This window comes from Serratia sp. K-E0102 (genome assembly GCF_029962625.1).
Lineage (GTDB): Bacteria > Pseudomonadota > Gammaproteobacteria > Enterobacterales > Enterobacteriaceae > Serratia > Serratia sarumanii.
Genome location: NZ_CP124754.1, coordinates 444,883 through 464,777 on the forward strand (window position 1 = coordinate 444,883; position 19,895 = coordinate 464,777).

Sequence of the window (19,895 nt, forward strand, 5' to 3'; positions counted from 1 at the left end):
CCTTCATCTTTCAAACTGCAGCGTTGTTGGCTGCCGGCGCTGCACCCCAGTCACTTACCTGAGTAAGCTCCTGGGGATTACGAGCCTCGTCCTGAGGCTCGCCCTTTGGGCCAGCGCAGGCGCTGTTCAAATCGGTTCCCGACCGATTTGTGACACCCTTGCCGCCTAGCTGCAGCTCGAAAGCTATAGGGTATTTCCAGCCCCTACATTCATGTTGCGTATTTTGCGTCAATCAATCCGGCAGCTCGCCGCGGGCGGCCTTGCGTTTGTAGACCATGATGGTCAGCACCAGCGGGATGACGATCGCCACCAGAATCGCCAGCGAGTAAATCAGCCAGAACTGCGGTTTGATAGACAGGATGCCCGGCAGGCCGCCGACGCCGATGCCGTTGGCCATCACGCCGTCCAGGCCGCAGATCAGGCCCGCGATCGCGGAGCCGATCATCGCGCACAGCATCGGGAAACGGTATTTGAGGTTGATGCCGTACATCGCCGGTTCGGTCACGCCGAGGTAGGCGGAGATCGCCGCCGGCACCGAGATTTCACGCTCGTTGGCCTTGCGGCTGATGATGATGATGCCGAGCACCGCCGAGGCCTGCGCGATGTTGGACAGCGCAATCAGCGGCCACACCGGGGTGCCGCCCATGCTCTGGATCATCTGCATGTCGATGGCCAGCGTGGTCTGGTGCACGCCGGTGATCACCAGCGGTGCATACAGGAAGCCGAACAGCGCGGCGCCCACCGGGGCGAAGCTGCCGGTCATCACCGCTTTCACCGCCCAGGCAACCCCGTCGCCGATCATGCGGCCGAACGGCCCGATCAGCGCGTGCGCCAGGAACACCGCCAGCAGCAGCGAAACTACCGGCACCACCACCAGATAGAGGTAGTCGGGGACGATCTTTTTCAGCCGGGTTTCGATCCAGCCCAGCGCCATGCCCGCCAGGATCGACGGGATCACCTGCGCCTGATAGCCGACTTTCTGGATCACGAACCAGCCGAAGTTCCACACTTCCGGCGTTTGCTGGCCGAGCAGGTAGGAGTTCATCAGCTGCGGCGACACCAGGGTGACGCCCAGCACGATGCCGAGCACCGGGGTGCCGCCCATCTTTTTCACCGTCGACCAGCAGATGGCCACCGGCAGGAACATGAAGATCGCTTCACCGAGCAGCCACAGGAAGTCGTAAATGGTTTTCCACGCCGGGTGCATCTGCGCCAGCGTTTGGCCGCCGGACATCGGGATGTCGCCAATCACGTTGCGGAAGCCGAGGATCAGACCGCCGCTGATCAGCGCCGGCAGCAGCGGGAAGAAGATTTCGGCGAAGTGGGAGATGGTGCGCTCGGTCCAGGTCATGTTCTGGCGCGCGGCCACCTTGGCCTGTTCTTTGTCGGCCTCGTTGACGCCGGTGCTGGCGATCAGCGCCTGATAGTAGTCGCCGACGTCGGTGCCGATCACCACCTGGAACTGCCCGGCGTTGGTGAAGCAGCCTTTGACCATCGGCAGCTCTTCGATTTCCTTGGGGCTGGCCTTGCTGGGGTCGTTGAGGACGAAACGCAACCGGGTAATGCAATGGCTGACGGTGGCGATGTTTTCGCGGCCGCCGACCAAAACAATCAGGCGATCAATATCCTGCTGTTTTACTTTGCTCATTATGGGATACCTGCAGAGGTGTTGGCTGAGTAATGATCAAAGCTTAGTCACTCGGATTTTTTTATGGAATGGGAACGTTCCCGGTTTGGGGCGAGGATCACAAAATGACAAAAAATGGTCGTCTTTTAATCAGGAAAGTTTGCTGGGCACCACCAGGCGGCGGATCCCCTGTTCACCGTTGAGCTGCGCCAGCAGCTGTTGCGCCGCCAGCAGGCCGGCGCTGCCGTAGCCGAACTCCACCGACAGGGTGTCGGGGAACAGGAAGCTGAGCAGCGGGGTGTTGCCGATGGCGCACACCTGGATGGCGTGCGTCGGCTGCTGCTGCAGGTATTTGATCGCCCCCAGGGCGATGCTGTCGGAGGCGCAGATCAGCGCGCTGGTGTGCGGGTCGATCACCTCGGCGGCGTGTTGGAAACCGCTCTGGTAGCTCAGCTCGCCCAGCGTGGCGCGCGGCGTGAGCTTGAGGCGCTCGCAGGCGTCGAGATAGGCCTGGTAGCGGCGCTGGCCGGTGGTGGCGTCGCTGAGCTGCACCCCCAGATAGCCGATGTGCCGGTGCCCTTGCCGATACAGGCGATCCATCAGCAGGTTCACCGCGCCGGCGTCGTCGTAGCAGACGGACGAAAAGCCGTCGTATTCGCGCACCATCACCACCATTTTTTCCTGCCACGGTTTGAGCATCGCCGCGGTCAGCCCGGTAAAGCCGAACAGGATCACGCCGTCGACGTTGCGTTGGCGCAGCACGTGCAGGTGCTCCTGCACCAGGCGGGTTTCGAACTGGCTCTCCATCACGATAGGATCGAAACCCTGCTGATACAGCAGCGGCAGCATGGTGCGCACCGCCTGGTTTTCCGACGGCGAATCGAGACGGGAAACGATGATGCCCACCACTTTGTCGCTCTGGCCGCGCATGGCGCGCGCCGACTTGGAGGGGGTAAACCCTTGCTGACGGATCACCGCTTCCACCCGTTCGCGGGTCTGCGGGCTCACGCTGCCTTCGTTGTTCAGCACCCGTGAGACGGTGGATTTGCCTACGCCGCTCAGGCGTGCGATGTCCTTGATGGTCAGCCGGTTTTGCATGGTTTACTTTTCGTTGAGGTGGACAGGCGTAACATAATGGCCTGTAAAACAATGCCCGTCAGCATAGCTCATTTTCCCACGCGGATCTTGAGGCAATACGGGATTGTTGTACTGCGCTGAACGGCCGCTCCTGCCGCTCTGTTTTTCCCTTTACCGGAGGTGATTCCCCATATGGACCCCGACCCGACCGCTTTAGACACTCACTCGGTTCACCGGTAAAACCTTTCCGCCTGGCGCTGCTGTTTTACCGGTGAAGTACATCACGGTAACCGGTGGCGCGCGCTTCGTCGTTCGCTCCTGCTGCTGAAAAAAGAATAAGGATCTGCGTTGGCAGAGGCTTTTTGGCGCACCCGCCATCCGCCCGGCCGATGACGATCCCCGTTTACCCGCTGCCGTGAGGCACCGGGCGACGAGGTGCGAACCATGAAACTGAAAAAACTCCCCCGTCAGCTGCTGGGCCTGTTCGCCCGCGGCCTTCCGCGCCGTTTGGTGCGCCGCGACAGCCTGCTGGACGGCGTCGGCGGCGCTGCGCACGATATGCCGGCCGGCCTGGCGCAACAGCGGCTGGAATGCGCCGCCGCAGAGACGATGCAGCTGTTTGAGCGTTTTCACAGCCACCCGGAAGGCATCACCGCCCATGAGGCGGAGCAGGTGCGCCGGCGCTGCGGCGAGAACGTCATCGACGATCAGCAGAAAGAGGCCTGGTGGCAACACCTCTGGCACTGCTACCGCAACCCGTTCAACCTGCTGCTGACCGCGCTCGGCATGATCTCGTACGCCACCGAGGATCTCACCGGCGCGCTGGTGATCGCGCTGATGGTGCTGATCTCCACGCTGCTGAACTTCATCCAGGAGGCGCGCTCCAACCGGGCGGCCGATGCGCTGAAAGCGATGGTGAGCAACACCGCCACGGTGATCCGCAGCGATGCGCTCACCGGCAAGAGCGAACACGTGGAGCTGCCGATCGCGCAATTGGTGCCGGGCGATATCGTCAAGCTGGCGGCCGGCGACATGATCCCGGCGGATCTGCGCCTGCTGTCGGCCAAGGATCTGTTTATCAGCCAGGCTGCGCTGACCGGCGAATCGCTGCCGGTGGAAAAATCCGCGGCGCCGCAGTTGCCGGCGGCCGATCCGCTCGACTGCCAGAACCTGTGCTTCATGGGCACCAACGTGGTCAGCGGCACCGCGCTGGCGATGGTGATCGGCACCGGCGGCGGCACCTATTTCGGCCAGCTGGCGCAGCGCGTCACCAGCCAGGAGCAGCAGCCGAACGCCTTCCAGAGCGGCATCAGCAAGGTCAGCTGGCTGCTGATCCGCTTTATGCTGGTGATGACGCCGATCGTGCTGCTGATCAACGGCTACACCAAGGGCGACTGGTGGGAAGCGGCGCTGTTCGCGCTGTCGGTGGCGGTCGGGCTGACGCCGGAAATGCTGCCGATGATCGTCACCTCGACGCTGGCCAAAGGGGCGGTGAAGCTGTCGCGCCAGAAGGTGATCGTCAAACGCCTGGACGCCATCCAGAACTTCGGCGCCATGGACATTCTGTGCACCGACAAGACCGGCACCCTGACCCAGGACAAGATCGTGCTGGAGCGCCACACCGATGCGTTCGGCGCCGGCAGCGAGCGGGTGCTGCGCTACGCCTGGCTGAACAGCTTCTACCAGACCGGGCTGAAAAACCTGCTCGACGTGGCGGTGCTGAGCTGCGCGGAGCAGAATCGGCAGCCGGCGGCGTTGCAAAACTACCGCAAGGTGGATGAGATCCCGTTCGATTTCGTGCGCCGCCGCATGTCGGTGGTGGTGGCCAAGGACAATGAGTATCACGAGCTGGTGTGCAAGGGCGCGCTGGAAGAGATGCTGGCGATTTGCAGCCACGTGCGCCACGAAGACGAGGTGATCCCACTGAGCGAGGCGCTGTTGGCGCGCATTCGCCGCATCACCGACGATCTCAACCAGCAGGGGCTGCGGGTGGTGGCGGTGGCCAACAAGATCCTGCCGGCGCAAACCCATGAATACGGCGTGGCGGATGAGTCGGATCTGATCCTCGAGGGCTACGTCGCCTTCCTCGATCCGCCGAAGGAGAGCACCGCACCGGCGCTGGCGGCGCTGAAACAGAACGGCGTCACGGTGAAGATCCTCACCGGCGACAACGAGCTGGTGGCCGCCAAAGTGTGCCGGGACGTCGGGCTGGAGGCCGATCGCCTGCTGCGCGGCAGCGAGATCGAACAGATGGACGACGAGCAGCTGGCGCAGGCGGCGGCGCGCACCACGGTGTTCGCCAAGCTGACGCCGCTGCACAAAGAGCGCATCGTCAAACTGCTGCGCCGCCAGGGGCACGTGGTGGGCTTTATGGGCGACGGCATCAACGACGCGCCGGCGCTGCGCGCGGCCGATATCGGCATCTCCGTCGATTCAGCGGTGGACATAGCCAAGGAAGCGGCGGACATCATTCTGCTGGAAAAAAGCCTGATGGTGCTGGAGCAGGGGGTGATCGAAGGGCGCCGTACCTTCGCCAACATGCTGAAATACATCAAGATGACCGCCAGCTCCAACTTCGGTAACGTGTTCAGCGTGCTGATCGCCAGCGCCTTCCTGCCGTTTCTGCCGATGCTGCCGCTGCACCTGCTGATTCAGAACCTGATGTACGACATCTCGCAGATCGCTATCCCGTTCGATAACGTCGACGACGATCAGATCACCCAGCCGCAGCGCTGGAACTCCGCCGATCTGGGGCGGTTTATGGTGTTCTTCGGGCCGATCAGCTCGATCTTCGACGTGCTGACCTTCAGCCTGATGTGGTGGGTATTCAAGGCCAACACGCCGGAAATGCAGACGCTGTTCCAGTCCGGCTGGTTCGTGGAAGGGCTGCTGTCGCAAACGCTGATCGTCCACATGATCCGCACGCGCAAAATTCCGTTTATCCAGAGCCGCCCGTCCTGGCCGCTGTGCATCATGACGCTGGCGGTGATCGCCACCGGCATCGGCCTGGTGTTCTCGCCGCTGGCCGGCTTCCTGCAGCTGCAGGCGCTGCCGCTCGGTTACTTCCCGTGGCTGGTGCTGATCCTCGCCGGTTACATGGTGCTGACCCAGTGCGTGAAAGGCTGGTTCGTGCGCCGCTACGGCTGGCAATAACCCGCTCGCCCCCTCCGGCCGGGAGGGGGCAACTGTGATCCCGTCCGCTTTTTCACCGCAACGGTTGGACATCTGTTCTGGGCTGAGTCTTTATCTACAGCGTTGGCTGTTTTCCCCTGCGCCTTTCAAGCCACCGCGTTGTTGTTTATCGCCTGGCGGTGGTTTGAAATTCATTGGGGATATTTTGTTTTTTTCCTCTGAGGAATTTCCGATGCACAGACCTTTCCGTTATACGCTACTGGCTTCATCGTTATGGTTTTCCTGCGGCGCGCTGGCGCAGCCGGCCGGCGATCTGCCGCTGATGCCCTGGCCGCAGCAGGTGGAAGTGACGCAACCGGCGGGCAAGCTGGTGCTGGATCACCGTTTGTCTCTGACGTTGCAGGGCGACGATCTGGGCGACGCGCTGCCGCGCTGGCGCCAGCGCATCGAACTGCAGACCGGCTGGACGCTGGCGCCGATGGAAGAAGCGAACGGCGCGGCGATCAAGGTGGTGATCAAGGACCGGGTGGCGGCGCAGCCGCTGCCGGGCAGCGATGAGAGTTACCGGCTGGCGGTCACGCCGCAGGGCGCCACGCTGAGCGCCAACACCCGCTTCGGCGCGCTGCGCGGCATGGAGACCCTACTGCAGCTGCTGCAGACCGACGGGCAAAATACCTTCCTGCCGCTGGTGGATATCCGCGACGTGCCGCGTTTTCCGTGGCGCGGCGTTTTGTTGGATTCGGCGCGTCATTTCCTGCCGCTGCCGGACATTCTGCGCCAGCTCGACGGCATGTCGGCGGCCAAGCTTAACGTGTTCCACTGGCACCTGACCGACGATCAGGGCTGGCGCTTTGCCTCCGAGCATTATCCCAAGCTGCAACAGCAGGCCAGCGACGGCCAGTTCTACACCCGCGAGCAGATGCGGCAGGTGGTGGCTTACGCCACGGCGCGCGGCATTCGCGTGGTGCCGGAGATCGACATGCCGGGGCATGCCTCCAGCATTGCGGTGGCCTATCCCGACCTGATGAGCGCGCCGGGGCCGTATCGGATGGAGCGCGAATGGGGCGTGCATAAGCCGACGCTCGATCCGACCCGCGACGAGGTGTATCAGTTTGTCGACACGATCGTCGGCGAGCTGGCGGCGATCTTCCCCGATCCTTATCTGCACATCGGCGGCGACGAGGTGGACGCCAGCCAGTGGCGGGCGTCGCCGTCGATTCAGGCGTTTATGCAGAAGAACGGGCTGGCGGATACCCATGCGCTGCAGGCCTACTTCAACCAGAAGCTGGAAAAGATCCTCGAGAAGCACCAGCGGCAGATGGTCGGCTGGGACGAGATCTATCATCCGTCGCTGCCGCGCTCGATCGTCATTCAGTCCTGGCAGGGGCAAGACTCGCTGGGCGCCAGCGCGCAGGACGGCTATCAGGGCATCCTCTCCACCGGTTTCTACCTCGATCAGCCGCAAAGCACCGCCTATCACTACCGCAATGAAATTCTGCCGCAGCCGCTGGGGATCGAGACGGCGGTGCAACCTGGCGAGCAGGCGCAAAGCTGGGGCTTCAGCATGCCGCGCCTGAAGGGCAGCGCGGTGGAGGGCAGCTTCACGCTGATCGAGGGCAAGCAGGGCTGGCGCGGCTTTATCGATTTCAACGGCAAATCGCGCCGCGCGGCGCACGACATTGTCTGGCGCACGCCGCAGCAGGTGACGTTCCGCGTCGATACCTGGATGGGTGACACGCGGCCGGTGTTCACGCTGCAGCAGGACAAGCTCAGCGGCTATACGTTGGTCGGCAACGTGCGTTACCCCACCAGCGGCGACAAGCTGGCGGCGGTGCCGGCGGGCAAGATGCCGGTGGTGCCGGACGAGAAGGGGCAGGCCAACATTCTCGGCGGTGAAGCGGCGCTGTGGGCGGAAAACGTGCGCGCGCCGCTTCTCGATCTCAAGCTGTGGCCGCGCGCCTTCGCGGTGGCGGAGCGGCTGTGGTCGGCGCAGGACGTCACCGACGAAAACAACATGTACCGGCGGCTGGCGGCGATCGACGCCTGGTCGGTGGTGTCGGTCGGCCTGCAGCAGCACGCGGAAACGGCGCGCGAATTCACCCGATTAAGCAACAGCGTGCAGATCGTGCCGCTGCAGATCCTGGCCGAGGCGGTGGAGCCGGCGCAGTATTACACCCGCCAGCACCTGAAGTTCCAGGCCGGCAACTATCACCAGTTCGAACCGCTGAACCGCTTTGCCGATGCGCTGCCGCCGGAGAGCGGCGCGGTGCGCGACATGCAGGCACAGGTCGCGGCCTTGTTGAAGGATAAGCGCGATAAGGCGGCGGCGCAGGCGCTGCGCGAACGGCTGCAACGCTGGCAGGCGAACGGCGCGGCGCTGCAGACGGCGATCGCGGGCAACCGCACGCTGCGCGATCTGGCGCCGGTGGCGCAGGACGTCGATGCTTTGGCCACGCTGGGCTTAACGCTGCTGGATCGCCATCAGCAGGACAAACCGCTGAGCCGGGCCGAGGCCGAACAAGCGCAGCGCCAGCTGGATGCGGCGGCGCAGACGCGCGACGAGGTGGTGATTGCGGCGGTGTACCCGCTGGAGGCGCTGCTGCGGGGGCTTAAAATGGAGTGAGGGTGACGGGGCTCGGCCAGCTGAGCCCCGGTTTTGTTACGCCCGAAGCGACAGCGGCGCATACCCGATGGCGTGCTGCAGGTAATTCAGCAGCAGCTGGCGGGTGAAGCGCGGCTCATCGATGCCGCTGCCCTGCAGGAAGCGTTGCAGGTTGCGGCAGTCCCACCGATAGGTGTCTTGATAGAGCTCCACCGTCGATAGCTCGTCCACCATAGGATCCTTGAACAGGCTGAGCAGCGGGTACAGCGGCGCGTCGCTGTCGTTTTCCCATTGGGCCCGCCACTGTGCGAAGGGCAGAGGATGAAAGCGATAACCGAACTCGCGCTCCAGCAGGCTGAAAAACTCACGCAGCGTCAGATTATTGTCACCTTGATGGATCAGGTTGAATTTCTGCCCCAGCGCCTGCGGGTTGCGAGAGACGTGGGCGATGGCCCGGGTCATGTAATCCACCGTGGTCAACCCTTCGCGCAGATCCCGTAAATCCGGCACCGTGCCGCTGCTGATGCAGGTTCTCACCAGCCGCGCCCACCATTGGTAATCGGCGTTGACGCCGGTGCGGCTGTGGCAGGTGGCGTAGCCCAGGCGGAACGTCATCAGCGGCAGGCCTTGCTTCGCCGCCAGATCGGCGATTTTCTCCATCACCCATTTGCTGCGCACGTAGCCGATATCGCGGCTGACCGCCGGCAGGTTTTGATCGATATCGTCGCTTTCCCGCATCACCCGCTTACCGGTGTGCAGATGCCCCCAGCTGTAAACGGAGATGGTCGACAGCAGCATCAGCGGCTTGGTGCGGCTATGCGCCGCGAAACGAATGATTTCCCGCAGGCCCTGTACGTTGTCGCGCTTCATGTAGGCGTAAGGCTGGATAAAATTCACCGCGCTGGCCGAATGGTAAATCAGATCGATATCCTGACTTAACACCCGGTAAGCCGCCGGGGCCAGCGAGAAATGGTGTTCCGCCACGTCGCCGGGCAGGATATGGAGGCGTGCGCGCTGCCCGGCGCTCAACGCGATCCGGTAGCGCTGCAGCACCGCCTCCAGCCGCTGTCTCGGCGGCAGTTTGGCGCCGTCGCGCACCAGACAGTACAGCTCGGCGTCGGTGGTGCGCAGCAGATCGGCCAACAGGTGCGCGCCGACGAAGCCGGTGGCGCCGGTCAGCAAAATGGCGCGCGGCGCGCTGATTTGCCGCGCATCGAACGTCGGATCGATGACGAGATCCGACGGCAAATACACGTCATCCAGCAAGGCGCGTGCCGGCTCGCCGTCTTGAGGTTCAGGCGTTTGTTCTTGTCCCTGGCGTTGCTTCATCGCCTGCGCCAGCGTCGTCAGGTTCGGGTATGCATAGATATCACGCACATAGGTTTTGACCGCGAACGCTTTACCCAGTTGGTTTGCCAGGTTTGCCGCCAGCAGCGAATGCCCGCCCAGCGCGAAGAAATCATCGTCGGCGCGGATATGATCGATTTTCAGCAGCCTGCGCCACAGATCGGCGACGATCCGCTGGTGGCCGTCGAGCGGTTCAGCAGGGGCCGGCTGAGCCTCGGGCGCCAGGGCCAACAGCGCCGCCTGGTCGATTTTACCGTTGGCGTTGATCGGCAACCGATCCAGATGCCGGTACTCGGCGGGCAGAGAGTAGGCGGGCAGCTGATCCTGAAGCTGCCGTTTAACCCGTGCAATGAGATCGCCGCCGGGATCTTCACCGGTCAAAAACGCCAGGATCCGCTTGTCGCTCGGATTGTCCGTTTGATTGACGAGGGCGATGGCGGTTTTTACGCCGGAGACCTGCGTCATCAGGCTGCCGATTTCACCGAGTTCCACGCGATTGCCGCGGATTTTGACCTGGGCGTCGAGGCGCCCCAGGTACTGAATGCGGCCGTCAGGCAAGCGGCGCGCCCGATCGCCGCTGCGGTACAAGCGCTGGCCGCCGACGTGCGGCGAAGTGACAAAACGCTCGGCGGTCAGCTGCGGGGCGTTCAGGTAGCCGCGCGCCAGGCAGAGGCCGCTGATGCAGAGCTCGCCAGATTCGCCGTCGGTTACCGGCCGCAGGCGCTCGTCGAGGATGAATACCTGCGTATCGGCGATGGGCCGGCCAATCGTGGACGGCGGGTTTTGCGTCGCGCAGCGCACGCGGTTGCAGGTGGCAAAGATGGTGGCCTCCGTCGGGCCGTAGTAATCCACCACTGCATAGCCGATGCCGCGCAGCTCGAGCGGATTCAGCTTTTCACCGGCGGTGAACAGGTATTTCAGCGCCAGCCCGGCGGGCTGCGGCGCGCCGATGACCTCCGGCACCAATACCGTAGGGACAAAGGCGTGGGTGAGGCGATGCCGGGCGAAGAAGGCCAGCAATGCGTCCGGCTGCAGGCGGGTCTCCTCGTGCGGCAGATACAGGGTGCCGCCGCAGATCAGCGGTGCCCAGATTTCCCATTGCGCCACGTCAAAACCGACGCCGGCAATCAGCGTGGAACGGCTGTGTTCATCCATCGCGAAACGTTGGTTATGCCAGAGGAGCAGGTTTAACAGCGAACGGTGTTCGATCATGACGCCTTTGGGCGCGCCGGTGGTGCCGGAGGTGAAAATAATATAGGCAAGCGCATCGGAGGGCAGAGGGGAAAATACAGTTATGGAAACTTTAGTCAGGGAAATATTATCAATGGAAAGGACTTTGCGCGAGAGGTTGTCGATATTTACACGGGCATCATGGTTGCTGAAGAGGATTATCGGCGAGCCACTTTGTTCGATAATATTGCGAATGCGCCGTTCGGGATAGCGGGCGTCAATGGGAATATAGCAGGCTCCGGCCTTGGCGATCGCCATCATGCCGATCGGTAATTCCACCGTGCGCTGCGCGACCAGCGGCACGGCATCGCCGGGCCGAACCCCTTCCTGTTTCAGGCGCGTGCACAGTGCGCTGCTGGCTTCATCCAATTGACGGTAGGTCAGATGTTTATTATCGCCGACGACGGCGGTTTTTTCCGGATAACGGGAAGCTTGTTGGATAAAATAATCCAATACGCTAGGTGCCATGGTTATCTCCTGTCATTATTCACGGAGTGAACGAAATGAAACAGCAATGACCCGGCCGGGTGAGAAATAATTATAGGCGTATTTTTATTGTGGGATTGTAAATGTGAGCGGTATTACGCTATCGCTATAAATTAATTGGATTAATAAAATTCTTACCAATAAAAACGGCCAGCCGAAGCTGACCGTCATTCGCGTGCGTGTCGATTAACGACGCACGGCGATGGCTTCGATTTCGATCTTCACGTCTTTCGGCAGACGCGCCACTTCCACGCAGGAGCGGGCCGGGAACGGCGCGCTGTGCTCGGTGAAGAAGGTTTCGTACGCGGCGTTAACGGTGGCGAAGTCGTTCAGATCTTTCACGAACACGGTGGTTTTCACGATGTCGGCAACGATCAGGCCGGCGGCTTCGACGATCGCTTTGACGTTTTCCAGCGACTGGCGTGCCTGAGCGGCCACGTCGTCGGCGACGGCGCCGGTTTTCGGATCGACCGGGATCTGGCCGGAAGTGATGATCATGCTGCCCAGATCAACGCCCTGCACGTAAGGACCAATGGCTGCCGGGGCGAGTTCAGTGCTGATATTACGTGACATGTTTTCTCCTGATAGACCCGTTGTCTTTCACGCCGCCGCGCGGTCGGCCGCAGCTTGAAATTCGGTGGGTAGCAACGTGGGTAGAGTTATTTTCAGGCACCCATTATAGGGAGTGACGCGCAGATTAACAGCGCCGCTCCCGCTAAAAGGGCAGAATTCAGTCGGCCTGCAACACCACCTGATGCTCGAACTCTTTCTCGCAATAGCGGCACTTCAGGTGCACTTCGCCGTCGCGCGGCTTCACGCTGAAGCTCGACGCCACCGGCTCGCTGCGGCTGATGCAGTTGCTGTTCGGGCAGGTCAGCACCCCGTCGATGTGGTCAGGCAGGCTGAGGGTCAGCTTGCGCACCACTTCGTAGTTATCGATGCGGTTTACCGTGGCCTTCGGCGCGTACATCGCCAGCTGGTTGGCCTGCTGCTCGGTCAGGAAGGTGTTCTCGATCTTGATCAGATCCTTGCGGCCCAGCGCGTTGGAGGGCAAGTTCAGGCCAATGGTGATGCGCTGGTCGGTGGCGGTCAGCTTGAACAGCGTCAGCAGTTTGAAACCGATCTGCGCCGGAATGTGGTCGATCACCGTGCCGCATTTGATCGCTTCGACCTGCAGTTTGTTGTCGTGAGTCATGGCGGTTCCCCCTTAAAGAGCCAAATCTGCGTTGAGCACCAGCGCCAGCAGCGCCTGGCGGGCGAAGATGCCGTTGCCCGCCTGTTGGAAGTAGTAGGCATGCGGCGTTTTATCCACGTCGGTGGCGATCTCGTCGATGCGCGGCAGCGGGTGCAGCACCTTGAGGTTGGCGCGCGCGCCGGCCAGATCCGCGGCGCGCAGCACGAACTGCGCTTTCACGTTGGCGTACTCGGAAGGATCGAGGCGCTCTTTCTGGACCCGGGTCATGTAGAGAATATCCAGCTCCGGCACCACTTCTTCAATGCTGCTGTGCAGGCTGTACTCGATGCCTTTCTCTTCCAGCATTTTCAGGATATAGGCCGGCATCGCCAGCGCGTCCGGGGCGATGAAGTAGAAGCGGTTGCCTTCGAACTTGGCCAGCGCCTGGGTGAGCGAATGCACGGTGCGGCCGTACTTCAGGTCGCCGACCATGGCGATGCTGAGGTTGCTCAGGCGGCCCTGGGTTTCCTGGATGGTGAACAGATCCAGCAGGGTCTGGGTCGGGTGCTGGTTGGCGCCGTCGCCGGCGTTGAGCACCGGCACGTTGCCGGAGAATTCAGCGGCCATGCGCGCCGCGCCTTCCTGCGGGTGGCGCATCACGATGGCGTCCACGTAGGTGCTGATCACCGAGATAGTGTCGGCCAGGGTTTCGCCTTTCTTGCCGAGCGAAGTGTTGCTGCCGTCGGCGAAACCGACTACCGAGGCGCCGAGACGGTGCATCGAGGTTTCGAACGACAGGCGGGTACGGGTCGAGGCTTCGAAGAAGCAGCTGGCGATCACCTTGTGTTTCAACAGTTCCGGCTGCGGATTGGCTTTCAGACCGGCGGCGGTGCGCAGCACCAGCTCCAGATCCTCGCGGCTGAGATCGTTAATAGAGATGATGTGTTTGTGATACAGCGGATTGGCCATTTTTCACTCCTCCTCGACGCGTGCCCGTGGCGCGGGACTTTGGGATATTCTCAAGGCAAAAAAAAGCCCCTCAACGAGGGGCTTGAAACGATCGGTTTAGCAACAGGAGAAACAACGGCAGCTGGCCGCCGATAGGCAGTAGGTTTTGTCGATTGCGGCTAACAAAACAAACGTCGTTTTTCATGCTTTCTCCTGGCAAATTGTGGCGCATTATACTCGCGCTTTTCGCCACTGCAAGCGTTAAAACGCCGTTTTTTGCCGCCCCGCAATCGATTGGCCGGCGATGGCCACCCGCCGGCTATTTGCTGACGCGATCGTAGTAGACCATGTCGGCGTTCAGCCCCTGCTGGTAGCCTTTGACGTTGTCGCGCAGCACCACTTCGGTTTTGGCCTGATCGATAAACACGTACGGCGAACTGCGCTGCAGTTCCTGCTGCATGGCGGTGTACAGCGTGCGGCGCTTGGCCGGATCGGCTTCGGCCAGCGCCGCCAGCGTCTGCTGGTTCAACTGCGGGATCTGCCAGCCGTTCAGCCCGGCCACCGTGCTGCTTTTGCCGTCGTTGTAGGCGAAGGCGCTGGCGTTGGAGTGGGCGTCGAAATAATCCGGGATCCACAGGCGGATCGCCGCCTGATGCTGCCTGGCGCGCACGCGGGAGTAAACCTGGCTGCCCGCCGCAGGCAGCAGCTCGACCTTCACGCCGGCGGCGGCGAAGCTGCCCTGCAGCGCCTGCGCGATGGTGATGAACGGCGGCTTGTTCTCTACGTCCAGCGTAAAGGTGGCGTGGGTGATGCCCGCCTTGGCCAGGATGGCTTTCGCCTTGGCCGGATCGTAGCTGAACGGGTTGGTCTCCAGCGCGCCCGGCAGCCCGACCGGCAGGAAACTCTGGTGCACGAAGTATTGGCCCTTCAGCAGATCCTTCGTGATGCCCTGATAATCCACCAGATAGCGCGCCGCTTCCCAGAAGGCCGGGTTGTTCAGCAGCGGATTGGCGCCGTTGCCGGTGTTGAACACCAGGTAGTTTTGTTCGGCGGACGGGATCTCCAGCACCTTGACGCCCGGCTGGTTTTTCAGCGTGTCGGTCTGATCGGCGCCCAGTTCGCGGGCGATATCGGCGTCGCCCTGCTGGATCAGCAGGCGGCGGGTGGCCGGATCCGGCACGTTTTTAATGATGATGTTTTTCAGCTGCGGCTTGTCGCCCGGCGTGGTGGGGTTGGCGTCCAGCACGATCGCCTGATGCGGCTGATAGACGCGCATCTTGAACGGGCCGCTGCCGGCGGAGTGCATTTTCAGCCAGGCGTTGCCGAAGTCGCCGTCTTTGACGTTGGCGAGCGCCGCCTTGCTGTCGACGATCGAAGCGATCGGCGTCGAAAGAATATTCAGCGCCACCGCCGGGCTGACGTCCGCCGTCCAGCGCAGCTGCACGGTATGTTCGTCGATCTTCTTCAACTGCGCGTCGATGTTGTCCGGCTGCCAGCCGAGCACGTTGAGGATGAACGCCGGCGACTTGTTCATCTTGACCGCGCGGCTGTAGGAAAAGATCACGTCGTCGGCGGTCAGCGGGTTGCCGGAGGCGAACGCCGCCTGCGGCCGCAGTTTCACCGTCAGCGTTTTGGCCGCCGCATCGCTCTGCCAGCTTTCCGCCAGCACCGGCGCTACCTTGGCCGGATCGTCGCGATCCGCCTGCACCAGCCGCTGATACAGGCTGGGCACCGTCTGGATGCTGGAGAGTTCGTTGGCTTCCGCCGGATCGAGGCTGACGATGTCATCCAGCGATTGCACCACCACCAGCGTATTCGGCGGCGTGGCGGCTAACGCGGCGGCGGGCAGGGCGGCGAGCAGGAACAGCGGCAAGAGTTTGGCTTTCATCGGTGTGTATCCCCTGAAGGCGCCGCCAGGCGGCGCTGAGAACGGTTTGTTATCGTTGGTTTTTACGGCGCGGGCGCCGTCGGCCTGTCACGGTAGAGCCTTTGCCGGCGGTGAGCAAAGGTCAATCCGCTATTTGATATTCCTGGAATATATTAGCCGCCCTGGCCGGGGGCGCCAGGGCGGAGGGGAGGGCGGTCAGAGGGTTTCGCTCAGGGTGGCGACCAGCACCGCCTTGATGGTGTGCAGCCGGTTTTCCGCCTGATCGAACACCACGCTGTGCGCCGACTCGAACACTTCGTCGGTCACTTCCATGCCGCCGTGCAGATCGTACTGCTGCGCCATCTGCTTGCCGAGCGTGGTTTGATCGTCGTGGAACGCCGGCAGGCAGTGCAGGAACTTCACGTTCGGGTTGCCGGTCAGCTTCAGCATCGCCATGTTGACCTGATACGGCCGCAGCAGCGCGATACGCTCCCGCCAGGTTTCTTTCGGTTCGCCCATCGACACCCACACGTCGGTGTAGAGGAAGTCGGCGTCTTGCACCCCTTCGGCGATGTCTTCGGTCAGGGTGAGTTTCGCGCCGGTTTGCTGCGCCAGCGCCTGGCACTCGGCCACCAGCTCCGCCTGCGGCCAGCAGGCCTTAGGCGCCACCAGCCGCAGATCCATGCCCGCCAGCGCGGCGGCTTCCAGCAGCGTGTTGCCCATGTTGTTGCGCGCGTCGCCGACGTACGCCAGCTTCACCTCACTCAGCGCCTTGCCCGGAAGGTGTTCCTGCACGGTGAGCAGGTCCGCCAGCAATTGGGTGGGATGGAACTCGTCGGTCAGGCCGTTCCACACCGGCACGCCGGCGTGCTGCGCCAGGGTTTCCACCAGCGCCTGGCCGTAGCCGCGATACTGAATACCGTCGTACAGGCGGCCCAGCACCCGGGCGGTGTCTTTCATCGACTCCTTATGGCCGATCTGGCTGCCGCTCGGGCCGAGGTAAGTGACCTGCGCGCCCTGATCGAATGCGGCAACTTCGAAAGAGCATCGCGTGCGGGTCGAGTCTTTTTCGAAGATGAGCGCAATGTTTTTGCCCTGCAGCCGGCGCTGTTCCTGCCCCTGCTTCTTGGCCTGCTTCAGATCGGCCGCCAGTTTCAGCAGCGCCTGCAGCTCGGCGGGGGTGAAATCCATTAACCTCAGAAAGTGACGTTGGTAGAACGCATTGCCGGTGCTCATAGTCCGATTCCCTGATTGCTTAATTGAATTAAAATTCACTTTATATGTATGAATATTCAAATTCAACCCCAGCGAGGAAATCTTTCACGTTTATCGTGGAAGCAATGTCGGCGGTGTGTGAAAATAGAAGGAATGAAGGCCATTTGACTTGAGGATATAGGCATGGCAAACCGCGAATTGCTGGAAGAACAACGTGAAGAGACCCGCCTGATCATCGAAGAACTGCTGGAAGACGGCAGCGATCCGGACGCGCTCTACACCATCGAGCACCATCTGTCCGCCGAGAAATTTGAGGTTCTGGAGCAGGCCGCCGTTGAAGCCTTCAAGCTGGGCTACGAAGTGACCGACGCCGAAGAGCTGGAAGTGGAAGACGGTTCGATGGTGATGTGCTGCGACGTGATCAGCGAAGTCGGCCTGAACGCAGAGCTGATCGACGCTCAGGTAGAACAGCTGGTGGCGCTGGCGGAACGCTGCGGCGTCAATTACGACGGCTGGGGCACCTACTTCGAAGATCCGAACGGTGAAGACGGTGAGGATGACGAAGACGGCGACTACATCGACGAAGACGACGACGGCAAACGCCACTAATCCCTCTCCAATCAATACCTGTGGGCCGGTTCTCGCCGGCCCCTGATATCCCCGTCGTCTTTCAAGCTGCAGCGTTGTTGGCTGCACTCCCTCACCCCAGTCACTTACCTAAGTAAGCTCCTGGGGATGAGTGAGCTGGCCGCCTAGCTGCAACTTGAAATACATAGGGCAATTAAGCCGATGACATACCAATCCCTGTTAGCCCCGATTTTAAGCTTCCTGCACTGTGAAACGCCCGACGCCTGGATCGACGCCGCGCGCCGTCCGGAAAACCTGCAGCTGTTGCTGACTGACCACCTGGTATGCGAGCTGAAAGCCGCGCAGACCGGCATGTGGCTGATCCGCCGCTACGTGGCGGACAAAGAGAGCGGCGACGCGCTGTTGGCGCTGCTGCGCCCTTACGAGGCGTTTCTGCACGAAGCGCAGGGCGCGCCGGACACGCTGTTTCGCCAGGGCCAGTTCACCCGCAAGATCCTGCCGAAAAACGGCTCGGCCTACGGCCAGGATCTGGCGGATCGCATGGTGCTGTTGATCAAGGAAGAGTTGCATCACTTCTCGCAGGTGCTGGAGATCATGCAGGCGCGCGGGATCCCGTATCGCAAGATCACCGCCAGCCGCTACGCCAAAGGGATGATCCGCGAGATCCGCACCCACGATCCGGCGACGCTGATCGACAAACTGATCTGCGGCGCTTACATCGAAGCGCGATCCTGCGAACGCTTCGCCAAACTGGCGCCGCACCTGGACGACGAGCTGAACCGCTTTTACGTCTCGCTGCTGCGCTCCGAAGCGCGCCATTATCAGGACTACCTGACGCTGGCGGAACAGATCGCCGGCGGCGACATCAGCGAACGGGTGGCGCATTTCGGCCGCCTCGAAGCTGAACTGATCCTGTCGCCGGACAGCGAGCTGCGTTTCCACAGCGGCGTGCCCGCCGCCTCCTGACGTTGAGGCGCGCCCTTACTGCGGCGCGCCCAGCAACAGATCCACCGCCTTTTCCGCCAGCATGATGGTCGGCGCATTGGTGTTGCCGCTGGTGAGCTGCGGCATCACCGAGCAGTCGATCACCCGCAGCTGCTCAAATCCGTGCACCCGCAGCTGCGGATCGGTCACCGCGTCCTGCGGCGACGGCCCCATGCGGCAACTGCCCACCGGGTGATACACCGTCTTGCAGAAGTTGCGCACGAACTCTTCCAGCTGCGCTTCGTCGCGCGTCCACTCCGGCTGCGGCATCAGCAGATCTTTGATCAGCGGCTTCAGCGCCGCGGTTTGCAGGAAGCCCAGGCCGAACTTCACCGCGCGCACGCTGCCGGCCAGATCGTCCGGGTGGCCGAGGTAGTTGGCGTGCAGCTTGACCGGATCGTGCGGGTTGCTGCTGCGCAGCAGCACTTCGCCGCGTGCCTTCGGCTGCAGGTAGCCGACCTTGAGCGTGAAGCCGTGAATGTTCGGCAGCGGCTCGCCGGGCACGTCGTCCCAGCTGTCCAGCAGCGGCAGGAAGTGGATCTGCACGTCCGGCCGGCCGTCGCCCTGGCTGTCGGTGAAGGCGGCGCCTTCCAGCACGTTGGACGAGAGCACGCCGCTGCGAAACGCCAGCCACTGCGCGCCGTGGCTCAGCGCCTGCAGGCCGCGATCGGCGCCGAACAGGCTGATGGGCTCGCGGGTGCTGACGTTGATCGACATGTGCAGATGGTCGTGGAAGTTTTTGCCCACCGGCAGATCCGCCCGCACCTCGATGCCCAGCTGCTGCAGGTGGTCGCGCGGGCCGATGCCGGACAACATCAGCAGCTTCGGCGAACCGACCGCGCCGGCGCTGACAATCACCTCTTTGGTGGCGCGCGCGGTCACTTCCGCGCCGCCGTTCTGGCTGTAGACCACGCCGGTGGCGACGTTGCCCTCGAAGGTCAGCCGGTGCGCCAGGGCGTTCAGTTTCACCACCAGCCGCCGTTCGTCGCGCACCGCCTTCAGGTAGGTGCGGGCGGTGCTGGCGCGTTCGCCGTTGTGGGTGGTGGTTTGGTAGAAACCGACGCCGTGCTGGCTGTCGCCGTTGAAGTCGTTGCGGTAGGGCAGGTTCAGCTCCTGGCCGGCGCGGATAAACGCCATGCTGAGCGGGTGGCGGTAGCGGTTTTCGCTGACCGGCAGTAGCCCGTCGGCGCCGTGGTAGTCGTCCGACAGGCTTTCGTTGGCCTCGGCGCGTTTGAAGTAAGGCAGCACCTCCCGGTAGCTCCAGCCGGCGCAGCCGTAGCGCTCGGCCCAGTCGTCGTAGTCCTGCGGCTGGCCGCGCAGGTAGATCATGCCGTTGACCGAACTGCTGCCGCCCAGCACCTTGCCCTGCGCGATCTGCATGCGGCGGTTGTTGGCGTGCGGTTCCGGTTCCGTTTCGTAGGGCCAGCTCTTTTTGGCGATGATCTTGGCCACGCCGGCCGGCATCTTGATGAACAGGTTATTGTCGTCGCCGCCGGCTTCCAGCAGCAGCACCCGCGCCTGGGTGCGGCGGATCAGCTGCGCCGCCAGCACGCAGCCGGCGGAACCGGCGCCGACAATGATGTAATCAAAGGTATTTTCCGACATGACAGCTCTCCGT

The 19,895-nt window shown here is 62.5% G+C and carries 13 protein-coding genes; 4 read left to right on the forward strand and 9 right to left on the reverse strand.

Translation table 11 applies throughout. The annotated features are described in order from the left end of the window. Nucleotides 1–232: 232 nt before the first annotated feature. Nucleotides 233–1,648 (reverse strand): PTS trehalose transporter subunit IIBC, encoded by a 1,416-nt coding sequence (gene treB / locus SSARUM2_RS02060; protein ID WP_060452825.1) that lies wholly within the window; start codon nt 1,646–1,648, stop codon nt 233–235. Nucleotides 1,649–1,777: 129 nt separating this feature from the next. Then, complete coding sequence (gene treR / locus SSARUM2_RS02065; protein WP_033652784.1) at nt 1,778–2,725, reverse strand: trehalose operon repressor TreR; 948 nt, start codon at nt 2,723–2,725, stop codon at nt 1,778–1,780. Nucleotides 2,726–3,148: 423 nt separating this feature from the next. Between treR and mgtA the strand changes: the two genes are divergently transcribed. Further along, nucleotides 3,149–5,857: a magnesium-translocating P-type ATPase gene (gene mgtA, locus SSARUM2_RS02070; protein ID WP_060452824.1), complete on the forward strand. Its 2,709-nt coding sequence runs from the start codon at nt 3,149–3,151 to the stop codon at nt 5,855–5,857. A 211-nt stretch (nt 5,858–6,068) separates the two neighbouring features. After that, nucleotides 6,069–8,459, forward strand: coding sequence for a family 20 glycosylhydrolase (locus tag SSARUM2_RS02075; protein WP_060452846.1), 2,391 nt, complete (start codon nt 6,069–6,071; stop codon nt 8,457–8,459). 36 nt (nt 8,460–8,495) lie between these two features. Here the strand turns inward: SSARUM2_RS02075 and SSARUM2_RS02080 are convergent, their stop codons facing one another. The 6 genes from SSARUM2_RS02080 to argF all read right to left on the reverse strand — a co-directional run bounded on the left by SSARUM2_RS02080 (nt 8,496) and on the right by argF (nt 16,726). Continuing rightward, nucleotides 8,496–11,483, reverse strand: a complete 2,988-nt coding sequence (locus SSARUM2_RS02080) for a non-ribosomal peptide synthetase (RefSeq protein ID WP_060452823.1) — start codon at nt 11,481–11,483, stop codon at nt 8,496–8,498. A gap of 204 nt (nt 11,484–11,687) precedes the next feature. Then, on the reverse strand, nt 11,688–12,074 hold the full coding sequence (gene ridA / locus SSARUM2_RS02085; protein WP_033636862.1) for a 2-iminobutanoate/2-iminopropanoate deaminase: 387 nt from the start codon (nt 12,072–12,074) through the stop codon (nt 11,688–11,690). Nucleotides 12,075–12,231: 157 nt separating this feature from the next. Then, a complete protein-coding gene (pyrI, locus tag SSARUM2_RS02090; RefSeq protein WP_033636863.1) occupies nt 12,232–12,696 on the reverse strand; it encodes an aspartate carbamoyltransferase regulatory subunit in 465 nt (154 codons plus the stop codon). Nucleotides 12,697–12,708: 12 nt separating this feature from the next. Continuing rightward, complete coding sequence (gene pyrB / locus SSARUM2_RS02095) at nt 12,709–13,644, reverse strand: aspartate carbamoyltransferase (protein ID WP_033636864.1); 936 nt, start codon at nt 13,642–13,644, stop codon at nt 12,709–12,711. Between the two features lie 298 nt (nt 13,645–13,942). After that, on the reverse strand, nt 13,943–15,511 hold the full coding sequence (locus SSARUM2_RS02100; protein ID WP_033648631.1) for an ABC transporter substrate-binding protein: 1,569 nt from the start codon (nt 15,509–15,511) through the stop codon (nt 13,943–13,945). Between the two features lie 195 nt (nt 15,512–15,706). Beyond that, complete coding sequence (argF, locus tag SSARUM2_RS02105; RefSeq protein ID WP_033648630.1) at nt 15,707–16,726, reverse strand: ornithine carbamoyltransferase; 1,020 nt, start codon at nt 16,724–16,726, stop codon at nt 15,707–15,709. Nucleotides 16,727–16,888: 162 nt separating this feature from the next. Between argF and rraB the strand changes: the two genes are divergently transcribed. Both rraB and miaE read left to right on the forward strand, forming a co-directional pair. Beyond that, on the forward strand, nt 16,889–17,314 hold the full coding sequence (gene rraB / locus SSARUM2_RS02110) for a ribonuclease E inhibitor RraB (protein WP_025305115.1): 426 nt from the start codon (nt 16,889–16,891) through the stop codon (nt 17,312–17,314). 180 nt (nt 17,315–17,494) lie between these two features. After that, nucleotides 17,495–18,259, forward strand: coding sequence for a tRNA isopentenyl-2-thiomethyl-A-37 hydroxylase MiaE (gene miaE / locus SSARUM2_RS02115; protein ID WP_060452822.1), 765 nt, complete (start codon nt 17,495–17,497; stop codon nt 18,257–18,259). Nucleotides 18,260–18,274: 15 nt separating this feature from the next. Here the strand turns inward: miaE and SSARUM2_RS02120 are convergent, their stop codons facing one another. Continuing rightward, complete coding sequence (locus SSARUM2_RS02120) at nt 18,275–19,882, reverse strand: GMC family oxidoreductase N-terminal domain-containing protein (protein WP_033652790.1); 1,608 nt, start codon at nt 19,880–19,882, stop codon at nt 18,275–18,277. Nucleotides 19,883–19,895 lie beyond the last annotated feature (13 nt).

Bases quoted from the DNA above. Each gene is read 5' to 3' on its own strand.
- SSARUM2_RS02120 (WP_033652790.1), bottom strand. From the start codon at position 19,882: ATGTCGGAAAATACCTTTGATTACATCATTGTCGGCGCCGGTTCCGCC.
- argF (WP_033648630.1), bottom strand. From the start codon at position 16,726: ATGAGCACCGGCAATGCGTTCTACCAACGTCACTTTCTGAGGTTAATG.
- rraB (WP_025305115.1), top strand. From the start codon at position 16,889: ATGGCAAACCGCGAATTGCTGGAAGAACAACGTGAAGAGACCCGCCTG.
- mgtA (WP_060452824.1), top strand. From the start codon at position 3,149: ATGAAACTGAAAAAACTCCCCCGTCAGCTGCTGGGCCTGTTCGCCCGC.
- SSARUM2_RS02075 (WP_060452846.1), top strand. From the start codon at position 6,069: ATGCACAGACCTTTCCGTTATACGCTACTGGCTTCATCGTTATGGTTT.
- SSARUM2_RS02100 (WP_033648631.1), bottom strand. From the start codon at position 15,511: ATGAAAGCCAAACTCTTGCCGCTGTTCCTGCTCGCCGCCCTGCCCGCC.
- treR (WP_033652784.1), bottom strand. From the start codon at position 2,725: ATGCAAAACCGGCTGACCATCAAGGACATCGCACGCCTGAGCGGCGTA.
- pyrB (WP_033636864.1), bottom strand. From the start codon at position 13,644: ATGGCCAATCCGCTGTATCACAAACACATCATCTCTATTAACGATCTC.
- treB (WP_060452825.1), bottom strand. From the start codon at position 1,648: ATGAGCAAAGTAAAACAGCAGGATATTGATCGCCTGATTGTTTTGGTC.
- SSARUM2_RS02080 (WP_060452823.1), bottom strand. From the start codon at position 11,483: ATGGCACCTAGCGTATTGGATTATTTTATCCAACAAGCTTCCCGTTAT.
- miaE (WP_060452822.1), top strand. From the start codon at position 17,495: ATGACATACCAATCCCTGTTAGCCCCGATTTTAAGCTTCCTGCACTGT.
- pyrI (WP_033636863.1), bottom strand. From the start codon at position 12,696: ATGACTCACGACAACAAACTGCAGGTCGAAGCGATCAAATGCGGCACG.
- ridA (WP_033636862.1), bottom strand. From the start codon at position 12,074: ATGTCACGTAATATCAGCACTGAACTCGCCCCGGCAGCCATTGGTCCT.